This window comes from Streptomyces sp. NBC_00442 (genome assembly GCF_036014195.1).
Classification (GTDB): domain Bacteria; phylum Actinomycetota; class Actinomycetes; order Streptomycetales; family Streptomycetaceae; genus Streptomyces.
Genome location: NZ_CP107918.1, coordinates 769,954 through 788,295, shown reverse-complemented (window position 1 = coordinate 788,295; position 18,342 = coordinate 769,954). Strand labels below are relative to the sequence as shown.

General features: G+C 71.0%; 17 protein-coding genes. 15 read left to right on the top strand and 2 right to left on the bottom strand.

The genetic code is table 11. From position 1 onward, the window contains the following. Positions 1-133: 133 nt before the first annotated feature. Positions 134-634, top strand: a complete 501-nt coding sequence (locus tag OG432_RS03630) for an ATP-binding protein (RefSeq protein WP_328307625.1) — start codon at positions 134-136, stop codon at positions 632-634. Here the strand turns inward: OG432_RS03630 and idi are convergent. Next, the gene (gene idi, locus OG432_RS03625) at positions 609-1,211 is read right to left on the bottom strand and encodes an isopentenyl-diphosphate Delta-isomerase (RefSeq protein WP_328307623.1); all 603 of its coding nucleotides are present in this window, start codon (positions 1,209-1,211) and stop codon (positions 609-611) included. The genes OG432_RS03630 and idi overlap by 26 nt on opposite strands. Before the next feature lie 152 nt (positions 1,212-1,363). After that, complete coding sequence (locus OG432_RS03620; protein ID WP_328307621.1) at positions 1,364-2,305, bottom strand: cation diffusion facilitator family transporter; 942 nt, start codon at positions 2,303-2,305, stop codon at positions 1,364-1,366. Positions 2,306-2,715: 410 nt separating this feature from the next. Here OG432_RS03620 and OG432_RS03615 point away from each other — a divergent pair, with 410 nt between their 5' ends. The 14 genes from OG432_RS03615 to hpnH all read left to right on the top strand — a co-directional run bounded on the left by OG432_RS03615 (position 2,716) and on the right by hpnH (position 18,334). Next, on the top strand, positions 2,716-4,515 hold the full coding sequence (locus tag OG432_RS03615; protein ID WP_328314985.1) for a DUF5941 domain-containing protein: 1,800 nt from the start codon (positions 2,716-2,718) through the stop codon (positions 4,513-4,515). Continuing rightward, the gene (locus OG432_RS03610; protein ID WP_267057466.1) at positions 4,512-5,249 is read left to right on the top strand and encodes a phosphocholine cytidylyltransferase family protein; all 738 of its coding nucleotides are present in this window, start codon (positions 4,512-4,514) and stop codon (positions 5,247-5,249) included. Before OG432_RS03615 ends, OG432_RS03610 begins: the two co-directional genes overlap by 4 nt. Further along, positions 5,237-6,298: an iron-containing alcohol dehydrogenase family protein gene (locus tag OG432_RS03605; RefSeq protein WP_328307615.1), complete on the top strand. Its 1,062-nt coding sequence runs from the start codon at positions 5,237-5,239 to the stop codon at positions 6,296-6,298. The genes OG432_RS03610 and OG432_RS03605 overlap by 13 nt, the downstream gene beginning before the upstream one ends. After that, positions 6,276-7,055: a CDP-alcohol phosphatidyltransferase family protein gene (locus OG432_RS03600; protein ID WP_328307613.1), complete on the top strand. Its 780-nt coding sequence runs from the start codon at positions 6,276-6,278 to the stop codon at positions 7,053-7,055. Before OG432_RS03605 ends, OG432_RS03600 begins: the two co-directional genes overlap by 23 nt. Beyond that, entirely contained in the window at positions 7,052-7,936 is an 885-nt protein-coding gene (locus OG432_RS03595) for a glycosyltransferase family 2 protein (protein ID WP_328307611.1), read from the top strand. The genes OG432_RS03600 and OG432_RS03595 overlap by 4 nt, the downstream gene beginning before the upstream one ends. Before the next feature lie 55 nt (positions 7,937-7,991). Further along, the gene (locus OG432_RS03590; RefSeq protein WP_328307609.1) at positions 7,992-8,873 is read left to right on the top strand and encodes an ABC transporter permease; all 882 of its coding nucleotides are present in this window, start codon (positions 7,992-7,994) and stop codon (positions 8,871-8,873) included. Further along, a complete protein-coding gene (locus tag OG432_RS03585; protein ID WP_328307607.1) occupies positions 8,860-9,675 on the top strand; it encodes an ABC transporter ATP-binding protein in 816 nt (271 codons plus the stop codon). Before OG432_RS03590 ends, OG432_RS03585 begins: the two co-directional genes overlap by 14 nt. Before the next feature lie 402 nt (positions 9,676-10,077). Next, positions 10,078-10,989 (top strand): squalene synthase HpnC, encoded by a 912-nt coding sequence (gene hpnC / locus OG432_RS03580; protein ID WP_328307605.1) that lies wholly within the window; start codon positions 10,078-10,080, stop codon positions 10,987-10,989. Further along, positions 10,986-11,936: a presqualene diphosphate synthase HpnD gene (hpnD, locus tag OG432_RS03575; protein ID WP_328307603.1), complete on the top strand. Its 951-nt coding sequence runs from the start codon at positions 10,986-10,988 to the stop codon at positions 11,934-11,936. The genes hpnC and hpnD overlap by 4 nt, the downstream gene beginning before the upstream one ends. Positions 11,937-12,072: 136 nt before the next feature. Beyond that, positions 12,073-13,455, top strand: coding sequence for a hydroxysqualene dehydroxylase HpnE (gene hpnE, locus OG432_RS03570; RefSeq protein WP_328307601.1), 1,383 nt, complete (start codon positions 12,073-12,075; stop codon positions 13,453-13,455). Continuing rightward, positions 13,452-14,561: a polyprenyl synthetase family protein gene (locus OG432_RS03565; RefSeq protein ID WP_328307599.1), complete on the top strand. Its 1,110-nt coding sequence runs from the start codon at positions 13,452-13,454 to the stop codon at positions 14,559-14,561. The genes hpnE and OG432_RS03565 overlap by 4 nt, the downstream gene beginning before the upstream one ends. 109 nt (positions 14,562-14,670) lie before the next feature. After that, positions 14,671-16,665: a squalene--hopene cyclase gene (gene shc / locus OG432_RS03560; protein ID WP_328307597.1), complete on the top strand. Its 1,995-nt coding sequence runs from the start codon at positions 14,671-14,673 to the stop codon at positions 16,663-16,665. Then, positions 16,665-17,306 carry a phosphorylase family protein gene (locus tag OG432_RS03555; RefSeq protein ID WP_328307595.1) on the top strand — a complete coding sequence of 214 codons (642 nt, stop codon included), beginning with the start codon at positions 16,665-16,667 and terminating at the stop codon, positions 17,304-17,306. The genes shc and OG432_RS03555 overlap by 1 nt, the downstream gene beginning before the upstream one ends. Before the next feature lie 5 nt (positions 17,307-17,311). Next, entirely contained in the window at positions 17,312-18,334 is a 1,023-nt protein-coding gene (hpnH, locus tag OG432_RS03550; protein ID WP_328307594.1) for an adenosyl-hopene transferase HpnH, read from the top strand. Positions 18,335-18,342 lie beyond the last annotated feature (8 nt).

The following is an 18,342-nucleotide window of genomic DNA, read 5'->3' as shown; positions in this document are numbered from 1 at the left end:
TTCTCTTTCATCGCTCATCAAAAAGCGGCGATAGATGCTGACTTCTGTTCAGTCAGCCGGTCCGGACCAGCGCACTCCCGACACTCTTCAGGAGTGGGGTGTGCCGTCGAGCCGCAAGGGTGGGTGCCAGAACATGGAGATCCGCGGGAGCCTCCCGCCCGAACCCGCCGCCCCGGTCAGGCAGCAGGCGTACGAAGGCGTGTGGCGGTTCACCGCCCCCGCCGTCGACGTCTCCGTGCCGCAGGCCCGGCACGCGGTGCGCGACCTGCTGCGGCGCCAGGGCGTGCCGGCCCACGACGACCTCGTACAGGGCCTGCTGCTCATCGTCTCGGAGCTGGTCACCAACGCGGTCAGACACGCGGCCCTGCTCTCCCCGGAGGTCGCCGTCGAGGTGGCCATCGGGGCGGAATGGATCCGGGTGTCCGTGGAGGACAACCACCCCTACCGCCCCAAGGCCCTGGAGGCGGACTACGCCCAGACCGGCGGCCGGGGGCTGCTCCTGGTCCGGGAGATCACCGAGGAGGCCGGCGGGGTGTGCGACGTCGAGCAGACCGCGAGCGGCGGAAAGATCGTGTGGGCCGCACTCCCGCTGGCCCCCCTGCCGGGGATCACCAGCCCGCGTCGGGCCCCGTGAGCTCCTTCACCGCGGGCCGCGCCGCGTCGAGCACCGTCATGAACCACGCCGAGAACGGGGCGGCCGCGTGCCGCTCGGCCAGTTCCTCGGGCGTCACGAACGCGGTCTCGCCGATCTCCTCCGGGTCCGGCCGCAGCGGCGACTGCGCGAGGCCCACGAACAGGTGGTTGTACTCCTGCTCGACCAGACCCGAATCCGGGTCCGGGTGGTTGTAGCGCACCGTGCCCGCCTCGGCGAGCAGCGTCGGCGAGATGCCCAACTCTTCGTAGGTGCGCCGGGCGGCCGCCGCGAACGGGGACTCGCCGGGGTAGGGGTGGCCGCAGCAGGTGTTGGACCAGACGCCGGGGGAGTGGTACTTGCCGAGGGCCCGGCGCTGGATCAGGAGCCGGCCCGCGGAGTCGAAGAGGAAAACGGAAAACGCCCGGTGCAGCTGTCCGGGCGCCTGGTGGGCGGAGAGCTTCTCCGCGGTTCCGATGGTGTTGCCGTTCTCGTCGACGAGTTCGAGCATGATCTCCGGTGCGGCGCCCGCGGTCCCGTTCGACGAGTTGTTCGCCGTGGTGGCTGGTGTGCTCGGCATAACCATCCTTCGCTTCGGTCCTCGGCTGCCCAGTCTGCCGTACAACAGCGGTCTGTCCGCCATTGACCGGCATCCGCATGTCATGCCCCATGTGGCCCGGCCGGAACCGTCTCGAATCAGTGCCCGAATGAGCACCCGAATCGGTACCCGAATCAGTGACAGAGCCGCGCCTCGTGCTCGGCGTGCCCGCTCGGTTCTAGCTGGAAGGTGCAGTGCTCGACGTCGAAATGGTCGCCCAGGCACCCCTGCAACTCGTGCAGCAGCTTCTCGTGCCCCACCGAGTCGAGCATCTCCTGGCTGACCACCACGTGCGCCGACAGCACCGGCATCCCGGACGTGATCGTCCAGGCGTGCAGATCGTGTACGTCCTCGACGCCCGGCAGCCCCACGATGTGCGACCGCACCTCCGCCATGTCGACCCCCTTGGGGGCCGATTCGAGCAGGACGTTGAGGGTCTCGCGCAGCAGCTTGACGGTCCTGGGCACGATCATCACGCCGATCACCAGGGAGGCGATCGGGTCCGCGGCCTGCCAGCCGGTGGTCATGATGACCAGACCGGCCACGACCACGGCGCCCGAGCCGAGCGCGTCGGAGAGCACTTCGAGGAAGGCGCCGCGCACGTTCAGGCTCTCCTGCTGCCCCTTCATCAGGAGGCAGAGCGAGACCGAGTTGGCGGCCAGGCCGATCAGCCCGAAGACGACGGCCGTGCCGCCCGCGGTGCCGGCCGGCTCGACGAACCGTGCGACCGCCTCGAACAGGATGTAGCCGCCGACGCCGAGCAGCAGCATGCAGTTGACGAGCGCGGCGAGGATCTCGGCGCGGGCGTACCCGAAGGTGCGGTTGCCGGCGGCCGGGCGGTTGGCGAAGTGGATGGCGAGCAGCGCCATCGCGAGCCCGAGGCCGTCCGTCGCCATGTGCGCCGCGTCCGCGACGAGGGCGAGGGAGTCCGCGAGGAGTCCGCCGACGATCTCCACGATCATCACGGTCAGTGTGATGCCGAGCGCGATGCGCAGCCGTCCCCGGTAGGCGGCGGCCGCGGTGCCCGTCGGCGGCGGCCCGCCGTGTGTGTGTCCGTGGTCGTGCCCAGCCCCCATGAAAGGCCCTCCCGGATCTGTTCCCGATCAATCCCGACGTCTCTACGAGGGGCCCAGTGAACTACGGGTAGGGGGTATGTGCAACACGGCAGTGAACACCGTTGTCATCTGCTCTGACCTGCGGAAATGCTCGCAGGTCAGAGCGTCGCACGGATCGCCGCGCGCCCGCGTGGGGCCGGCCGGCACGGGCGGCGGCGGAGCACCGCGCACGCGCGGTTTGTGGGGTGCGCCCTTGATCCACCATGATGATCGCGGCGCCCCGCACCGGGAGGCCACGGGCCCCATCGGGCGTGAACGGCCAGTGAATTCCCGCTTCCGTGCATCCGATAGCCTCTGCCGACGTGCCGCCCGCCCCGTGCCGGGCCGGGCCGTCGGACTTCAGCCATGTCAGTCGCAAGGAGTGGATTCGTCTGTCGACCGCCATCCTTACCGGTCCGCCGGTACCCGGATCGCAGCTCGGACCCGATCTGCGCGCGCTGGGATTCGACGTACAAGAGGCCCTGCTCCCCGACGAGCTGCCCCGCCTGGTCGGCCGGGTCCCGGCCGGTGAGCGCGTCGCCCTGGTCGACCCGCGCTTCGTCGGCCACCGTCACGCGCTGCGTCTCGCGCTGACCGACCCCCGCTTCCCCGCCGCCGCGGTGCCGGGCGCCCTCGCCGTCCAGGCCGACGCCCGCCCCGCGCTCGCCCGCGCCGTCGCGGCCACCGCGCCCACGTCACCGGTCCGCGTCGCCTCCGTGCTCGCCGACGACGTCGCCGTGGCCATCGAGACCGACGGCGTCGCGGTGCACCACCCCGATCTGGGCTCGCTCGTGGCGAGCGTCCCCGCCGACGGGGCCGCCGCGGCCGAGGCCGCGCGCGCCGTCGCCGCCGTCGACGACGAGGCCGTTCGCCTGCGCAACGCGGTCAAGTCCCGCGACGGCTTCTTCACCACCCACTGCATCAGCCCCTACTCCCGCTACATCGCCCGCTGGTGCGCCCGCCGCGGTCTGACCCCCAACCAGGTCACCACCGCATCGCTGATCACCGCCCTGATCGCGGCCGGCTGCGCGGCGACCGGGACCCGCGGCGGTTACGTCGCGGCGGGCGTGCTGCTGATCCTCTCCTTCGTCCTGGACTGCACCGACGGGCAGCTCGCCCGCTACTCGCTCCAGTACTCGACGATGGGCGCCTGGCTCGACGCCACCTTCGACCGCGCCAAGGAGTACGCGTACTACGCGGGCCTGGCACTGGGAGCCGCCCGGGGCGGCGACGACGTATGGGCGCTCGCGCTCGGCGCGATGGTGCTCCAGACCTGCCGGCACGTCGTGGACTTCTCCTACAACGAGGCGCACGTCGTGGGCACCGACGCCACGGCGAACACCAGCCCCACCGCCGCCCTGTCCGACCGGCTCGACTCGGTCGGCTGGACGGTGTGGGTACGTCGCATGATCGTGCTGCCCATCGGCGAGCGCTGGGCGATGATCGCGGTCCTGACCGCCCTCACCACGCCCCGCATCGTCTTCTACGCGCTGCTCATCGGCTGCGCCTTCGCCGCCTGCTACACCACCGCGGGCCGCGTCCTGCGCTCCGTGACCCGCCGCGCCACCCGCACCGACCGCGCCGCCCGTGCGCTCGCCGAGCTCGCCGACAGCGGGCCCCTCGCGCACCTGGTCGCCGCCAGGGCGCCCCGGATCCCGGGCGCGCCCGTCGTCGCGGCCGTCGGCGCCGCCGCCCTGATCGCCGCGGCGCTCACCCAGCCCGTCGGCGGCAGCCAGATGATCGTCGCGGCCGTCTTCTACGCGGTCCTGTCCGGCCTCGCCGTCGCGGGCCCCCTCAAGGGCGCCCTCGACTGGCTCGTGCCGCCCCTGTTCCGGGTGGCCGAATACTGCACGGTCCTCGTCCTGGCCGCCCGCTCCGACGTGAACGGGGCCCTTCCCGCGGCCTTCGGGCTCGTATCCGCGGTCGCCTACCATCACTACGACACGGTCTACCGCATCAAGGGCGGCTCCGGCGCGCCGCCGCAGTGGCTGGTGCGGGTGATCGGCGGCCACGAGGGCCGCACGCTCGTGGTGGCGGTGCTCGCCGCCGTCCTCGCCACGCGAGGCACCGACTTCACCCTGGCGCTCACCGCCCTCGCGGCGGCCATCGCGCTCGTGGTGCTCGTGGAGTCCATCCGGTTCTGGGTGTCCTCCGGAGCACCTGCCGTACATGACGAAGGAGAAACAGCATGATTGGCCTCGTACTGGCAGCCGGTGCCGGACGCCGTCTGCGCCCCTACACCGACACGCTCCCGAAGGCCCTCGTGCCTGTCGACGGTGACACCACCGTCCTGGACATCGCGCTGAAGAACTTCGCCGAGGTCGGTCTCACCGAGGTCGCCATCGTCGTCGGCTACCGCAAGGAGGCCGTGTACGCGCGCAAGGAGGCCCTGGAGGCCACGTACGGCGTCGCGATCACGCTGATCGACAACGACAAGGCGGAGGAGTGGAACAACGCCTACTCCCTGTGGTGCGCCCGTGAGGTCCTCAAGCGGGGCGTGATCCTCGCCAACGGCGACACCGTCCACCCCGTCTCCGTCGAGAAGACCCTCCTCGCCGCGCGCGGCAAGGGCCAGAAGATCATCCTCGCCCTCGACACGGTGAAGTCGCTCGCCGACGAGGAGATGAAGGTCATCACCGCCGAGGGCAAGGGCGTCCAGCGCATCACCAAGCTGATGGACCCGGCGACCGCCACCGGCGAGTACATCGGTGTCACGCTCATCGAGGCCGAGGCCGCCGAGGAGCTCGCCGACGCCCTGAAGACCACCTTCGAGCGCGACCCCGACCTCTACTACGAGGACGGCTACCAGGAGCTCGTGAACCGCGGCTTCACCGTCGACGTGGCCCCCATCGGCGAGGTGTCGTGGGTCGAGATCGACAACCACGACGACCTGGCGAAGGGCCGTGAGATCGCGTGCCAGTACTGACGCGACTGATTCCGTCGCCCGTCGTCGTCGACATCCGCCGCGGAGCGCTGGACGATCTGGCCTGCGTCCTCGCCGACCAGCGCATCTCCGCGTCGGGCAAACTCGCGGTGGCCATCAGCGGCGGCTCCGGGGCGGTGCTGCGCGAGCGGCTGGCCCCGGCGCTGCCCGGCGCCGACTGGTACGAGGTCGGCGGCGGCACGCTCGACGACGCCATCAAGCTCGCCGACGCGATGAAGTCGGGTCACTACGACGCCGTCGTCGGGCTCGGCGGCGGCAAAATCATCGACTGCGCCAAGTACGCCGCGGCGCGCATCGGTCTCCCCCTGGTCGCCGTCCCGACCAACCTGGCGCACGACGGCCTCTGCTCGCCGGTCGCCACCCTCGACAACGACGCGGGCCGCGGCTCCTACGGGGTGCCCACGCCGATCGCCGTCGTCATCGACCTGGACGTCATCCGCGAGGCTCCCGCCCGCTTCGTGCGGTCCGGCATCGGCGACGCCATCTCGAACATCTCCTGCATCGCGGACTGGGAGCTGTCGAACCGGGAGACCGGCGAATCCATCGACGGCCTCGCTGCGGCCATGGCCCGCCAGGCCGGCGAGGCCGTGCTGCGCCACCCCGGCGGCGTCGGAGACGACGGCTTCCTCCAAGTGCTCGCCGAGGGCCTCGTCCTCACCGGCATCTCCATGTCGATCTCCGGTGACTCGCGCCCCGCGTCGGGCGCCTGCCACGAGATCAACCACGCCTTCGACATCCTCTTCCCCAAGCGGGCCGCGAGCCACGGCGAACAAGTGGGCCTCGGTGCCGCCTTCGCCATGCACCTGCGCGGCGCGGTGGAGGAGTCCGCGCTGATGGCGAGCGTGCTCAGGCGCCACCGGCTGCCGGTCACCCCGGAGGAGATCGGCTTCAGCGTGGACGAGTTCGTCCAGGCCGTCGAGTTCGCCCCGCAGACCCGGCCCGGCCGCTACACCATCCTGGAACACCTCGACCTGTCCACCGACCAGATCAGGGACGCGTACGCCGACTATGCCAAGACCATCCGTAGCTGAGCTCCGCCCGGTCGTGCACCCGGCGGGTGTGAAGGACCGGGTCAGCGGCGAGCACTGGGGCGGCCGCCTCTACATGCGCGAGATCTCGCTGCGCATCACCCGTGTCCTGGTCACCACCAAGGTCACGCCGAACCAGCTGACGTATCTGATGACCCTCAGCGGGGTCCTCGCCGCCCCCGCGCTGCTCGTGCCGGGCGTCTGGGGCGCCGTCCTCGGTGTCGTCGCCGTCCAGGGTTACCTGCTGCTCGACTGTGTCGACGGCGAAGTGGCGCGCTGGAAGAAGCAGTTCTCGCTCTCCGGCGTCTACCTCGACCGCGTCGGCGCCTACCTGTGCGACGCGGCGGTCCTGGTCGGCTTCGGCCTGCGCGCCGCCGACCTGTGGGGCCCCGGCCGCATCGACTGGCTGTGGGCCTTCCTCGGTACGCTCGCGGCGCTCGGCGCCATCCTGATCAAGGCCGAGACCGACCTCGTCGGCGTCGCCCGCCACCAGGCCGGGCTGCCGCAGGTCAAGGACGCGGCCGCCACACCGCGCTCCTCCGGCATGGCGCTCGCCCGCAGGGCCGCCGCCGCGCTGAAGTTCCACCGGCTCGTCCTCGGCATCGAGGCCTCCCTGCTGATCCTGGTCCTCGCCGTCGTGGACCAGGTCCGTGGCGACCTGTACTTCTCGCGTCTGGGCGTCGCGGTGCTCGCGGGCATCGCGCTCCTTCAGACGCTGCTGCACCTGGTGTCCGTCCTCGCCTCCAGCAGGCTGAAGTGAGCGCCCCGATGAAGGTCGGCGCGGTCATCATCACCATGGGTAACCGCCCCGCCGAGCTGCGCGCCCTGCTCGACTCCGTCGCCCAGCAGGAAGGCGACCGCGTCGAGGCCGTGGTGGTCGGAAACGGCGCCCCGGTCCCGGACGTCCCCGAGGGCGTGCGCACCGTGGAGCTGCCGGAGAACCTGGGCATCCCGGGCGGCCGCAACGTCGGCATCGAGGCGTTCGGTCCCTCGGGCGCCGAGATGGACGTCCTGCTGTTCCTCGACGACGACGGTCTGCTCGCCCGTCCGGACACGGCCGAGCTGTGCCGCCAGGCCTTCGCGGCCGACCCGGAGCTCGGCATCGTCAGCTTCCGGATCGCCGACCCGGAGACCGGCGTCACCCAGCGCCGTCACGTGCCGAGGCTGCGCGCCTCCGACCCGATGCGCTCATCGCGTGTGACCACCTTCCTCGGCGGCGCCAACGCCGTGCGGACCCGGGTGTTCGCGGAGGTCGGCGGGCTGCCCGACGAGTTCTTCTACGCGCACGAGGAGACCGACCTCGCCTGGCGGGCCCTGGACGCCGGCTGGATGATCGACTACCGCGCCGACATGGTCCTCAACCATCCGACGACCGCCCCGTCCCGGCACGCGGTCTACCACCGGATGGTGGCCCGCAACCGGGTCTGGCTCGCCCGCCGCAACCTTCCGGCGCTCCTGGTCCCCGTCTACCTCGGCGTCTGGCTGCTCCTGACCCTGGCGCGGAAGCCCTCGGGTCCCGCCCTGAAGGCCTGGTTCGGCGGGTTCAAGGAGGGCTGGACGACGCCCTGCGGACCGCGCCGCCCCATGAAGTGGCGTACGGTCTTCAAGCTCACCCGGCTGGGCCGTCCCCCCGTCATCTGAGAGTCTCGGCTCTGAGACCATCGGGCGTACTTCTTGAACACGAAAGTTTCCACTTGTGAGTGACACAACCCTGTCCCCGGCGGACCTCGCCGCCAAGCACGGGCTGTCGGTGAGCGGTGCCCGTCCCGGGCTGACCGCTTACATCAAGCAGCTGTGGGGTCGGCGCCACTTCATCCTGTCGTTCTCCTCGGCCAAGCTCACCGCCCAGTACAGCGAGGCGAAGCTCGGCCAGATCTGGCAGGTGGCGACGCCCCTGCTGAACGCGCTGGTCTACTACTTCATCTTCGGCGTGCTCATGGGAACGAGAAAGGGCATCCCCAACGATGTCTTCATCCCGTTCCTGGTGACCGGCGTGTTCCTGTTCACCTTCACGCAGAACTCGCTGATGGCCGGCGTACGGGCCATTTCGGGCAACCTGGGCCTGGTGCGGGCGCTGCACTTCCCGCGCGCGTCCCTGCCGATCTCGTTCGCGCTCCAGCAGCTCCAGCAGCTGCTGTTCTCGATGATCGTCCTGATGATCGTGGTGGTCGCCTCCGGCTTCGCACCGGGCATGACGTGGATCCTCATCGTTCCCGTGCTCGCGCTGCAATTCGTCTTCAACACCGGACTCGCGCTGATCTTCGCCCGGCTCGGCGCGAAGACGCCCGACCTCGCGCAGCTGATGCCGTTCATCATGCGTACGTGGATGTATTCGTCCGGAGTGATGTTCAGCATCACCGCGGTGCTCCACGACAAGCCGAGCTGGCTCAAGCACGTCCTGCAGGTCAACCCCGCCGCGATCTACATGGATCTCGCGCGCTACGCCCTGCTGGACGGATACGGCGGCGGGACCCTGCCCCCGCACGTCTGGGTCCTGGCGACCGGCTGGGCCGTCGTCGTGGGCGCCCTGGGATTCGTGTACTTCTGGAAGGCTGAGGAGCGCTATGGCCGTGGCTGAGGACATCAAGAACCGTGTGGCGGTCGAGGACGCGCGCATTCCCACCGTCATCTGCGACGACGTGCACATCGTGTACACCGTCAACGGTGGCGGCGGCGGAAGGGGCAGCGCCACCGCCGCCCTGAGCCGCATCGTGAAGAAGGACAAGACCGGCGGAGCGTCCCGGGGCATGCGCCGGGTGCACGCGGTCAAGGGCGTGACGTTCACCGCGTACCGCGGCGAGGCGATCGGCCTGATCGGCTCCAACGGCTCCGGCAAGTCGACGCTGCTGCGGGCCATCGCCGGCCTGCTGCCGCCGGAGAGCGGGCGGGTCTACACCGACGGCCAGCCCTCGCTGCTCGGCGTGAACGCGGCGCTGATGAACGACCTCACCGGCGAGCGCAACGTCATCCTCGGCGGCCTGGCCATGGGCATGTCGCGCGAGGAGGTCAAGGAGCGCTACGAGGAGATCGTCGACTTCTCCGGCATCAACGACAAGGGCGACTTCATCTCCCTGCCGATGCGGACGTACTCCTCCGGCATGGCGGCCCGGCTGCGGTTCTCCATCGCCGCGGCCAAGGACCACGACGTCCTCATGATCGACGAGGCCCTTGCCACCGGTGACCGTCAGTTCCAGATCCGCTCCGAGGAGCGGATCCGCGAGCTGCGCAAGCACGCGGGCACCGTCTTCCTGGTGAGCCACAGCATCGGCTCCATCCGGGACACCTGCGACCGCGTGCTGTGGCTGGAGCGGGGCGAGCTCCTGATGGACGGGCCGACCGACGAGGTCGTCAAGGCGTACCAGAAGGAGTCGGGCCGCTGACGCCCAGTCATCCGGCGGACCCGTACGGACCCAGCCCCTGCCGATCAACCCCGGCGGGGGCTCGTGCGTCCTAGGGTGTGGTCCGACAGCCAAGATCCCGTCAAGTTGCCGGTACGGGGGGAAGGTTGGGCCCGATCGGAGTGTTCTTGTAATGCTCGCAACACCCCGAGGTGTTGGCGGCCGTTGTACAACGTAAGCTGTACCGGTGCTGATTCGCGGCAAGTGGGGTAATACGCCCCGGGCTCCCCGCGTGGCGGGTCACCCCGTCCGGGGAGGTCAGGCGGCGTGTCCGAAATAGGATGTATTGGGTCGGCGGTGTAGAACGGGAGATGTGACGGCCATGGCTACGGAAGATCTCCAGCTCCAAGGGACGGCCGCCGTTCCCGCCCCGGGCGGTACCCGGTGACCCCAGTCCGGGATGTGCGCCCCGGGCCCTCCTCGCGCGCCACGCTCGACAAGGCCGCGGACGAGAACTTCCCGGTGGCCCCCTTCTTCCTGCCGCGCGCCTGGCGCGACGACCTGATGGCCGTCTACGGCTTCGCCCGGCTCGTCGACGACATCGGCGACGGAGACCTCGCCCCCGGCGGCGCCGACGCCCGCCACCTGGGGGTGGCCCCCGCCGACGCGGAGGACCGGCTCGTGATGCTCGACGCCTTCGAGGCGGACCTGCTCCGGGTCTTCGACGGCAGCCCGCACCACCCGCTCCTGAGGGCGCTCCGGCCGACGGTGGAGCGCTGCGCGCTCACCCCCGGGCCGTTCCTCGGACTGATCGCGGCCAACCGCCAGGACCAGCGGGTGCGCCGCTACGAGACGTACGAGGACCTGCTCGCCTACTGCGAGCTCTCGGCCAATCCCGTGGGGCGGCTCGTCCTCGCCATCACCGGCACCACGAGCCCGGAGCGGATCCGCCGCTCCGACGCGATCTGCACCGCGTTGCAGATCGTCGAACACCTCCAGGACGTGAAGGAGGACCTCGGCCGGGACCGGATCTATCTGCCGGCCGAGGACATGTCCCGTTTCCATGTCACGCAGGCCGATCTGGCCGCCCCCCGAGGGAGCGCTTCGGTGCGTGCCCTGGTCGCGTTCGAAGCGGAACGCGCCGGGTCGTTGCTGAATGAAGGCACCCCCCTGGTGGGTAGCGTCCACGGCAGACTCAGGCTGCTGCTGGCCGGATTCGTGGCCGGAGGCCGCGCCGCGCTCGACGCGGTGGCTGCCGCCGGCCACGACGTACTTCCGGGACCGCCCAAGCCCACCAAGGCGCGGCTGGTGCGCGAGGTGGGAGCCGTCTTGCGAAGAGCGCGTAGAGAGGGGTGAGCCGGACAGTGGAGGCACAGGCACCCGTGTCCGCACCGGTACAGGCCGCATACAGCTACTGCGAGGCCGTGACCGGGCAGCAGGCGCGCAATTTCGCGTACGGCATCAGGCTGCTGCCGGCCGACAAGCGGCAGGCGATGTCCGCGCTGTACGCGTTCTCGCGCCGGGTCGACGACATCGGTGACGGCACGCTGGCCAACGACGCCAAGCGGACGCGCCTGGAAGAGACCCGGGCACTGCTCGGGCGGGTGCGCGACGGCGCGGTCGACGAGGACGACACCGACCCGGTCGCGGTCGCGCTAGCGGACGCGGCACGCCGCTTCCCGATCCCGCTGGGCGGGCTCGACGAACTCATCGACGGCGTGCTGATGGACGTCCACGGCGAGAGCTACGAGACCTGGGACGACCTGAAGGCCTACTGCCGGTGCGTGGCCGGCGCCATCGGGCGGCTCTCGCTCGGCGTGTTCGGCACACAGCCCGGCGCGCCCGGCAGCGAACGCGCCCCGGAGTACGCCGACACGCTGGGACTGGCCCTCCAACTCACCAACATTCTCAGGGACGTTCGCGAGGACGCCGGCACCGGGCGGACCTATCTGCCCGCCGACGATCTCGCCAAGTTCGGCTGCTCGACCGGGTTCGACGGCCCGCTGCCGCCCCCCGGCTCCGACTTCGCCGGCCTCGTCCACTTCGAAGTGCGCCGCGCCCGCGCCCTGTTCGCCGAGGGCTACCGGCTGCTGCCCATGCTGGACCGGCGCAGCGGTGCCTGCGTCGCCGCGATGGCCGGTATCTACCGCCGCCTGCTCGACCGCATCGAGCGCGACCCCGAGGCCGTGCTGCGCGGCCGGGTGTCCCTGCCCGGCCGGGAGAAGGCGTACGTCGCCGTGCGCGGGCTGTCGGGACTCGACACCCGGCACGTCTCCCGCCAGAGCGCCAGGAGGCGCGCCTGATGCACCACGCGCACCCCGACTCCGGGCCGAGCACCGTGGCGCGGGCCCGACGTGCAACCTCGTGGCGTACCGTCGCGTCCCTGACGGCATCGGGCCGTCGTGCGCACGCCACCGGCGCGACGCGAGGGGAGGGCGTATGAGCGGCACGCGGCCCCAGCGCGCCGTGGTCGTCGGCGGCGGACTCGCCGGCATCACAGCGGCGCTCGAACTCGCCGACGCGGGTCTGAGCGTGACCCTGGCCGAGGGCAGGCCGCGTCTGGGCGGCCTCGCGTTCTCCTTCCGGCGCGGCAACCTGACCGTCGACAACGGGCAGCACGTCTATCTGCGCTGCTGCACCGCCTACAGCTGGTTCCTCGACCGGGTCGGCGGCAGCGAACTCGCGCCCGTCCAGGCCACGTTGGACGTGCCCGTCCTCGACGTGGCCCACCCCGGGGGCCCCCGGCTCGGCCGGCTGCGCCGCGACGCGCTGCCGGTGCCGCTACATCTGGCACGGAGCCTCGCGACCTACCCGCACCTCTCGCTCGCCGAGCGCGCATCCGTCGGGCGCGCCGCCCTGGCGCTGAGGAAACTCGACCCCGCCGACCCGGCGCTCGACGACGTGGACTTCGCCACCTGGCTCAGGCGGCACGGCCAGTCCGAGCGCACCATCGAGGCCCTGTGGGACCTGGTGGGCGTGGCCACCCTCAACGCCACCGCGCCGCACGCCTCCCTCAGGCTCGCCGCCATGGTCTTCAAGACCGGCCTGCTCTCCGAGGCGGGCGCCGCCGACATCGGCTGGGCCCGAGTGCCGCTTGGCGACCTGCACGACACGCTGGCCCGCAAGGCGCTCGACGCGGCGGGCGTACGGGTGTCGACCCGTACCAAGGCCGAGGCCATCTCCCGTACCGGACACGGCAGTTGGCAGGTCACGCTCGGCGGCGAGACGCTGGACGCCGAGGTCGTGGTGCTCGCGGTGCCGCAGAAGGAGGCGCACGGCCTGCTGCCCGACGGCGCCCTCGATGAGCCGGACAGGCTGCTCGGCATCGGGACCGCGCCCATCCTCAACGTGCACGTCGTCTACGACCGCAAGGTGCTCAAGCAGCCCTTCTTCGCCGCGCTCGGCTCCCCGGTGCAGTGGGTCTTCGACCGTACGGACTCCTCGGGGCTCACCGGAGCGGGCCAGTACCTGGCGCTCTCGCAGTCGGACGCGGGCGACGAGATCGAACTGCCCGTGGCCGAACTGCGCGCGCGCTACCTCCCCGAGCTGGAAAAGCTGTTGCCCGCGGCGCGCGGCGCCGGGATCCTCGACTTCTTCGTCACCCGGGAGCGGACAGCGACGTTCGCCCCCACCCCCGGCGTCGGACGGCTGCGGCCGTCGGCGCGGACCCGCGAGGACGGCCTCTACCTGGCCGGCGCGTGGACCGCGACCGGCTGGCCCGCGACCATGGAAGGCGCCGTACGGAGCGGATTCAGCGCCGCCGGCGCCGCGCTCGCCGCCCTGGGCCGCCCCCACGTTCATCCGCTTCAGGAGGCGGCATGACTGTAAGCAGTACTGGAACAAGAGGAGAGACTGTGCCGACTGTGCCTTCGGCTTCGGCGAATCCGGCTGTGGACACCGTGGACGTCACCGCCCTGCTGGAGCGGGGGCGCGCGCTGTCGACTCCGGAGCTGCGGGCGGCCGTCGACCGGCTCGCGGCTCCCATGGACACCGTCGCCGCCTACCACTTCGGGTGGATCGACGCCCAGGGCCGTCCCTCGACCGGGGACGGCGGCAAGGCCGTACGGCCCGCGCTCGCCCTGCTCTCCGCGGAGGCGGCGGGCGCCGCCGCCGAGGTCGGAGTGCCCGGAGCGGTCGCCGTGGAGCTCGTCCACAACTTCTCGCTCCTGCACGACGACCTCATGGACGGCGACGAGCAGCGCCGCCACCGCGACACGGTGTGGAAGGTGCACGGGCCGGCCCAGGCGATCCTCGTCGGCGACGCCCTGTTCGCCCTCGCCAACGAGGTCCTCCTCGAACTCGGCACCGTCGAAGCGGGCCGCGCCACGCGCCGACTCACCACCGCCACACGCAAGTTGATCGACGGTCAGGCCCAGGACATCTCCTACGAGCACCGCGAGCGGGTCACGGTCGAGGAGTGCCTGGAGATGGAGGGCAACAAGACGGGCGCCCTGCTCGCCTGCGCCTGCTCCATCGGCGCGGTCCTCGGCGGCGCCGACGACAAGATGGCCGACACCCTGGAAGCGTACGGCTACCACCTCGGCCTCGCCTTCCAGGCCGTCGACGACCTGCTGGGCATCTGGGGCGACCCGGACGCCACGGGCAAGCAGACCTGGAGCGACCTGCGCCAGCGCAAGAAGTCGCTGCCGGTGGTCGCCGCGCTCGCCGCGGGCGGCCCGGCCTCCACGCGGCTCGGCGAGCTGCTCGCCGCCGACGCCAAGAGCAATGACTTCGACAGCTTCTCCGAGGCGGAGTTCGCCACCCGGGCGGCCCTGATCGAGGAGGCCGGCGGACGCGAGTGGACCTCCCAGGAGGCCCGCAGGCAGCACACCATCGCGATCGAGGCGCTCGGCGCCGTGGACATGCCGGAAACCGTCCGTGCCCAGCTCACCGCGCTCGCGGACTTCGTCGTCGTACGGAAGAGATGATCACCATTCCCATATGACCTCGCAGTCGCCGGACGGCCCCGGGCAACCGGGCCCGCTCCGACGTCAGACCCCAGCACAGCAGAAGTAGCCACTGCACGAAGGGGAAGCCATGACAGCGACGACCGACGGAAGCGCCGGGGCCACCCAGCCCCGGGCCGCCGCGGCCAGTACGACCGCCGGGACGGCTCCCGGCGCGGACGAGGTGCTCGACGCCGCCCGGCTGGCGGCGGATCGCGGTGTCGCGCACCTGTTGGCGAGACAGGACGCCGAGGGCTGGTGGAAGGGCGACCTGGAGACCAACGTCACCATGGACGCCGAGGACCTGCTGCTGCGCCAGTTCCTCGGGATCCAGGACGCCAGGACGCTCCAGGCGGCGGCCCTGTTCGTCCGGGGCGAGCAGCGCGACGACGGAACGTGGGCCACCTTCTACGGCGGGCCCGGCGAGCTGTCCGCCACCATCGAGGCCTATGTGGCCCTCAGGCTCGCGGGCGACCGGCCCGAGGACGCGCACATGGCCCGCGCCTCCGCGTGGATCAGAGCCAAGGGCGGCATCGCATCGGCGCGGGTGTTCACCCGGATCTGGCTGGCCCTGTTCGGCTGGTGGAAATGGGACGACCTGCCGGAGCTGCCGCCCGAGCTGATCTTCCTGCCCCCGTGGGTCCCGCTCAACATCTACGACTTCGGCTGCTGGGCGCGGCAGACCATCGTGCCGCTCACCGTGGTGTCGGCCAAGCGCCCGGTGCGGCCCGCGCCCTTCGCACTCGACGAGCTGTACACCGACGCGGCCCGCCCCAATCCTCCCAAGCCCCTTGCTCCCGTGGCGAGTTGGAGCGGAACCTTCCAGCGCCTCGACAAGGTGCTGCACGCCTACCGCAAGGTGGCGCCCCGCACCCTGCGCCGGGCCGCGATGCGCAGCGCCGGCCGCTGGATCGTCGAGCGCCAGGAGAACGACGGCTGCTGGGGCGGCATCCAGCCCCCCGCGGTGTACTCGGTGATCGCCCTGCACCTGCTCGGCTACGACCTCGAACACCCGGTGATGCGGGCCGGCCTGGAATCGCTCGACCGGTTCGCGGTGTGGCGCGAGGACGGGTCCCGGATGATCGAGGCCTGTCAGTCCCCGGTGTGGGACACCTGCCTCGCCGCCATCGCGCTCGCCGACGCGGGCGTCCCGGCCGATCACCCCGCATTGGTCAAGGCGGCCGACTGGATGCTCGCCGAGGAGATCACCCGGCCCGGCGACTGGTCGGTCCGCCGTCCCCAACTGGCCCCGGGTGGCTGGGCGTTCGAGTTCCACAACGACAACTACCCCGACATCGACGACACCGCCGAGGTGATCCTGGCGCTGCGCCGCGTCAAGCACCCGCAGCGGGAGAAGATCGACGCGGCCGTCGAACGCGGGGCGCGCTGGACCCTCGGGATGCAGTCGAAGAACGGCGCCTGGGCGGCGTTCGACGCGGACAACACCAGCGCCTTCCCCAACCGGCTCCCGTTCTGCGACTTCGGCGAGGTCATCGACCCCCCGTCGGCCGACGTCACCGCCCACGTGGTGGAGATGCTCGCCCACGAGGGCAAGGCGCACGATCCGCGCACCCGGCGCGGCATCGAGTGGCTCCTCGCCGAACAGGAGGCCAACGGCGCCTGGTTCGGGCGCTGGGGCGTCAACTACGTCTACGGAACGGGGTCGGTGGTGCCCGCGCTGACCGCGGCCGGCATCCCCGTCTCGCACCCCTCGATCCGCCGCGCGGTGCGCTGGCTGGAGACCGTGCAGAACGACGACGGGGGCTGGGGCGAGGACCTGCGCTCGTACGGCGAGACCGAATGGGTGGGCCGCGGTCCCTCCACCGCCTCGCAGACCGCGTGGGCGCTGCTCGCGCTGCTCGCGGCGGGGGAGCGGGACGGCAAGGCCGCCGAGCGCGGCATCGCCTGGCTCGCCGAGAACCAGCGCGAGGACGGCTCGTGGGACGAGCCGTACTTCACCGGCACCGGGTTCCCCTGGGACTTCTCCATCAACTACCACCTCTACCGGCAGGTCTTCCCGCTGACCGCGCTCGGCCGCTATGTCCACGGAGAACCGTTCTCCCTCAGCGCCGCCAAGGGGAGCTGATGGACACGCCTCGGGCCCCGAGGCCCGCTCCGCTGGTGATCGCCTGCGCGCTCACCATCGAGCGGCTCGCGCTGCGCGGCGCCCGCGGCGCGGCGGGCCCCGTCACGGTGGTCCGCAGCGGCATGGGCCCCCGGGCCGCCGAACGCGCTCTCGGGCGCACATTGAGCGGGCCCGCGGCCCTCGACGCCGCGGTCATCGCCTCAGGCTTCTGCGCCGGCCTCGTCCCCGGGATGCACCCCGGGGACCTGGTCGTCGCCGAGGAAACCCGCGATCCGCGGGGCACCACCGTCTGCAGCGACATCGACGTGCTCGTCACGGCACTCACCGAGGCGCTGCCGGGCCGCACGGTCCACACCGGCCCGCTCGCGGGCTCCGACCACGTCGTACGCGGACCCGAGCGGGCCGGCCTGAGGGCGACCGGGGCGATCGCGGTGGACATGGAGTCCGCCGCCACGCTGTGGACAGCCCGGCAGGCCGGACCGCGTCCGGTTGCGGCCGTACGAGTGGTCGTGGACGCTCCAGAACATGAACTCGTCCGGATCGGCACGGTGCGCGGTGGAATATCAGCCTTCCGCGTTCTTCGTGCCGTTCTCCCCGCTTTCTTTGAATGGCACCGTTCTTTGCTGCTCCCCAGGAGGTGAGCCAGATGGCCATGCCGCTTCGCCAGTCCATCAGGGTCGGGACCTATCTCTTTGAACAGAAGTTGCGCAAGCGTGAGAAGTTCCCGCTGATCGTCGAGCTGGAACCGCTTTTCGCCTGCAACCTGAAATGTGAGGGCTGTGGCAAGATCCAGCATCCGGCCGGGATCCTGAAGCAGCGGATGCCGGTGGCCCAGGCCGTCGGCGCGGTCCTGGAATCCGGCGCCCCGATGGTTTCCATCGCGGGCGGCGAGCCGCTGATGCACCCTCAGATCGATGAGATCGTGCGCCAGTTGGTGGCCAAGAGGAAGTACGTCTTCCTGTGCACCAACGCTCTCCTCATGCGCAAGAAAATGGAGAAGTTCACGCCGTCGCCGTACTTCGCGTTCGCGGTGCACATCGACGGGCTGCGCGAGCGGCACGACGAGTCGGTCGCCAAGGAGGGGGTGTTCGACGAGGCGGTGGAGGCGATCAAGGAGGCCAAGCGACAGGGCTTCCGGGTCACCACCAACTCGACCTTCTTCAACACCGACACCCCGCAGACCATCATCGAGGTGCTCAACTTCCTCAACGACGACCTCAAGGTCGACGAGATGATGATCTCGCCCGCCTACGCCTACGAGAAGGCGCCCGACCAGGAGCACTTCCTGGGGGTCGAGCAGACCAGGGAGCTCTTCAAGAAGGCCTTCTCCGGGGGCAACCGCGCCCGCTGGCGGCTCAACCACTCGCCGCTCTTCCTGGACTTCCTGGAGGGCAAGGCCGACTTCCCCTGCACGGCGTGGGCGATCCCCAACTACTCGCTCTTCGGCTGGCAGCGGCCCTGCTACCTGATGAGCGACGGGTACGTGCCGACCTACCGCGAGCTGGTCGAGGACACCGACTGGGACAAGTACGGCCGCGGCAAGGACGACCGGTGCGCGAACTGCATGGCGCACTGCGGCTACGAGCCGACCGCCGTGCTCGCCACCATGGGGTCGCTGAAGGAGTCGCTCAGGGCGGTCCGCGAGACCATCCAGGGCAACCGCGGTTGATGTCGTGA

Coding starts and splice junctions, on each gene's coding strand:
- OG432_RS03630 (WP_328307625.1), top strand. CDS start 134: ATGGAGATCCGCGGGAGCCTCCCGCCCGAACCCGCCGCCCCGGTCAGG.
- idi (WP_328307623.1), bottom strand. CDS start 1,211: ATGCCGAGCACACCAGCCACCACGGCGAACAACTCGTCGAACGGGACC.
- OG432_RS03620 (WP_328307621.1), bottom strand. CDS start 2,305: ATGGGGGCTGGGCACGACCACGGACACACACACGGCGGGCCGCCGCCG.
- OG432_RS03610 (WP_267057466.1), top strand. CDS start 4,512: ATGATTGGCCTCGTACTGGCAGCCGGTGCCGGACGCCGTCTGCGCCCC.
- OG432_RS03600 (WP_328307613.1), top strand. CDS start 6,276: ATGCCAAGACCATCCGTAGCTGAGCTCCGCCCGGTCGTGCACCCGGCG.
- OG432_RS03585 (WP_328307607.1), top strand. CDS start 8,860: ATGGCCGTGGCTGAGGACATCAAGAACCGTGTGGCGGTCGAGGACGCG.
- hpnE (WP_328307601.1), top strand. CDS start 12,073: ATGAGCGGCACGCGGCCCCAGCGCGCCGTGGTCGTCGGCGGCGGACTC.
- OG432_RS03565 (WP_328307599.1), top strand. CDS start 13,452: ATGACTGTAAGCAGTACTGGAACAAGAGGAGAGACTGTGCCGACTGTG.
- shc (WP_328307597.1), top strand. CDS start 14,671: ATGACAGCGACGACCGACGGAAGCGCCGGGGCCACCCAGCCCCGGGCC.
- OG432_RS03555 (WP_328307595.1), top strand. CDS start 16,665: ATGGACACGCCTCGGGCCCCGAGGCCCGCTCCGCTGGTGATCGCCTGC.
- hpnH (WP_328307594.1), top strand. CDS start 17,312: ATGGCCATGCCGCTTCGCCAGTCCATCAGGGTCGGGACCTATCTCTTT.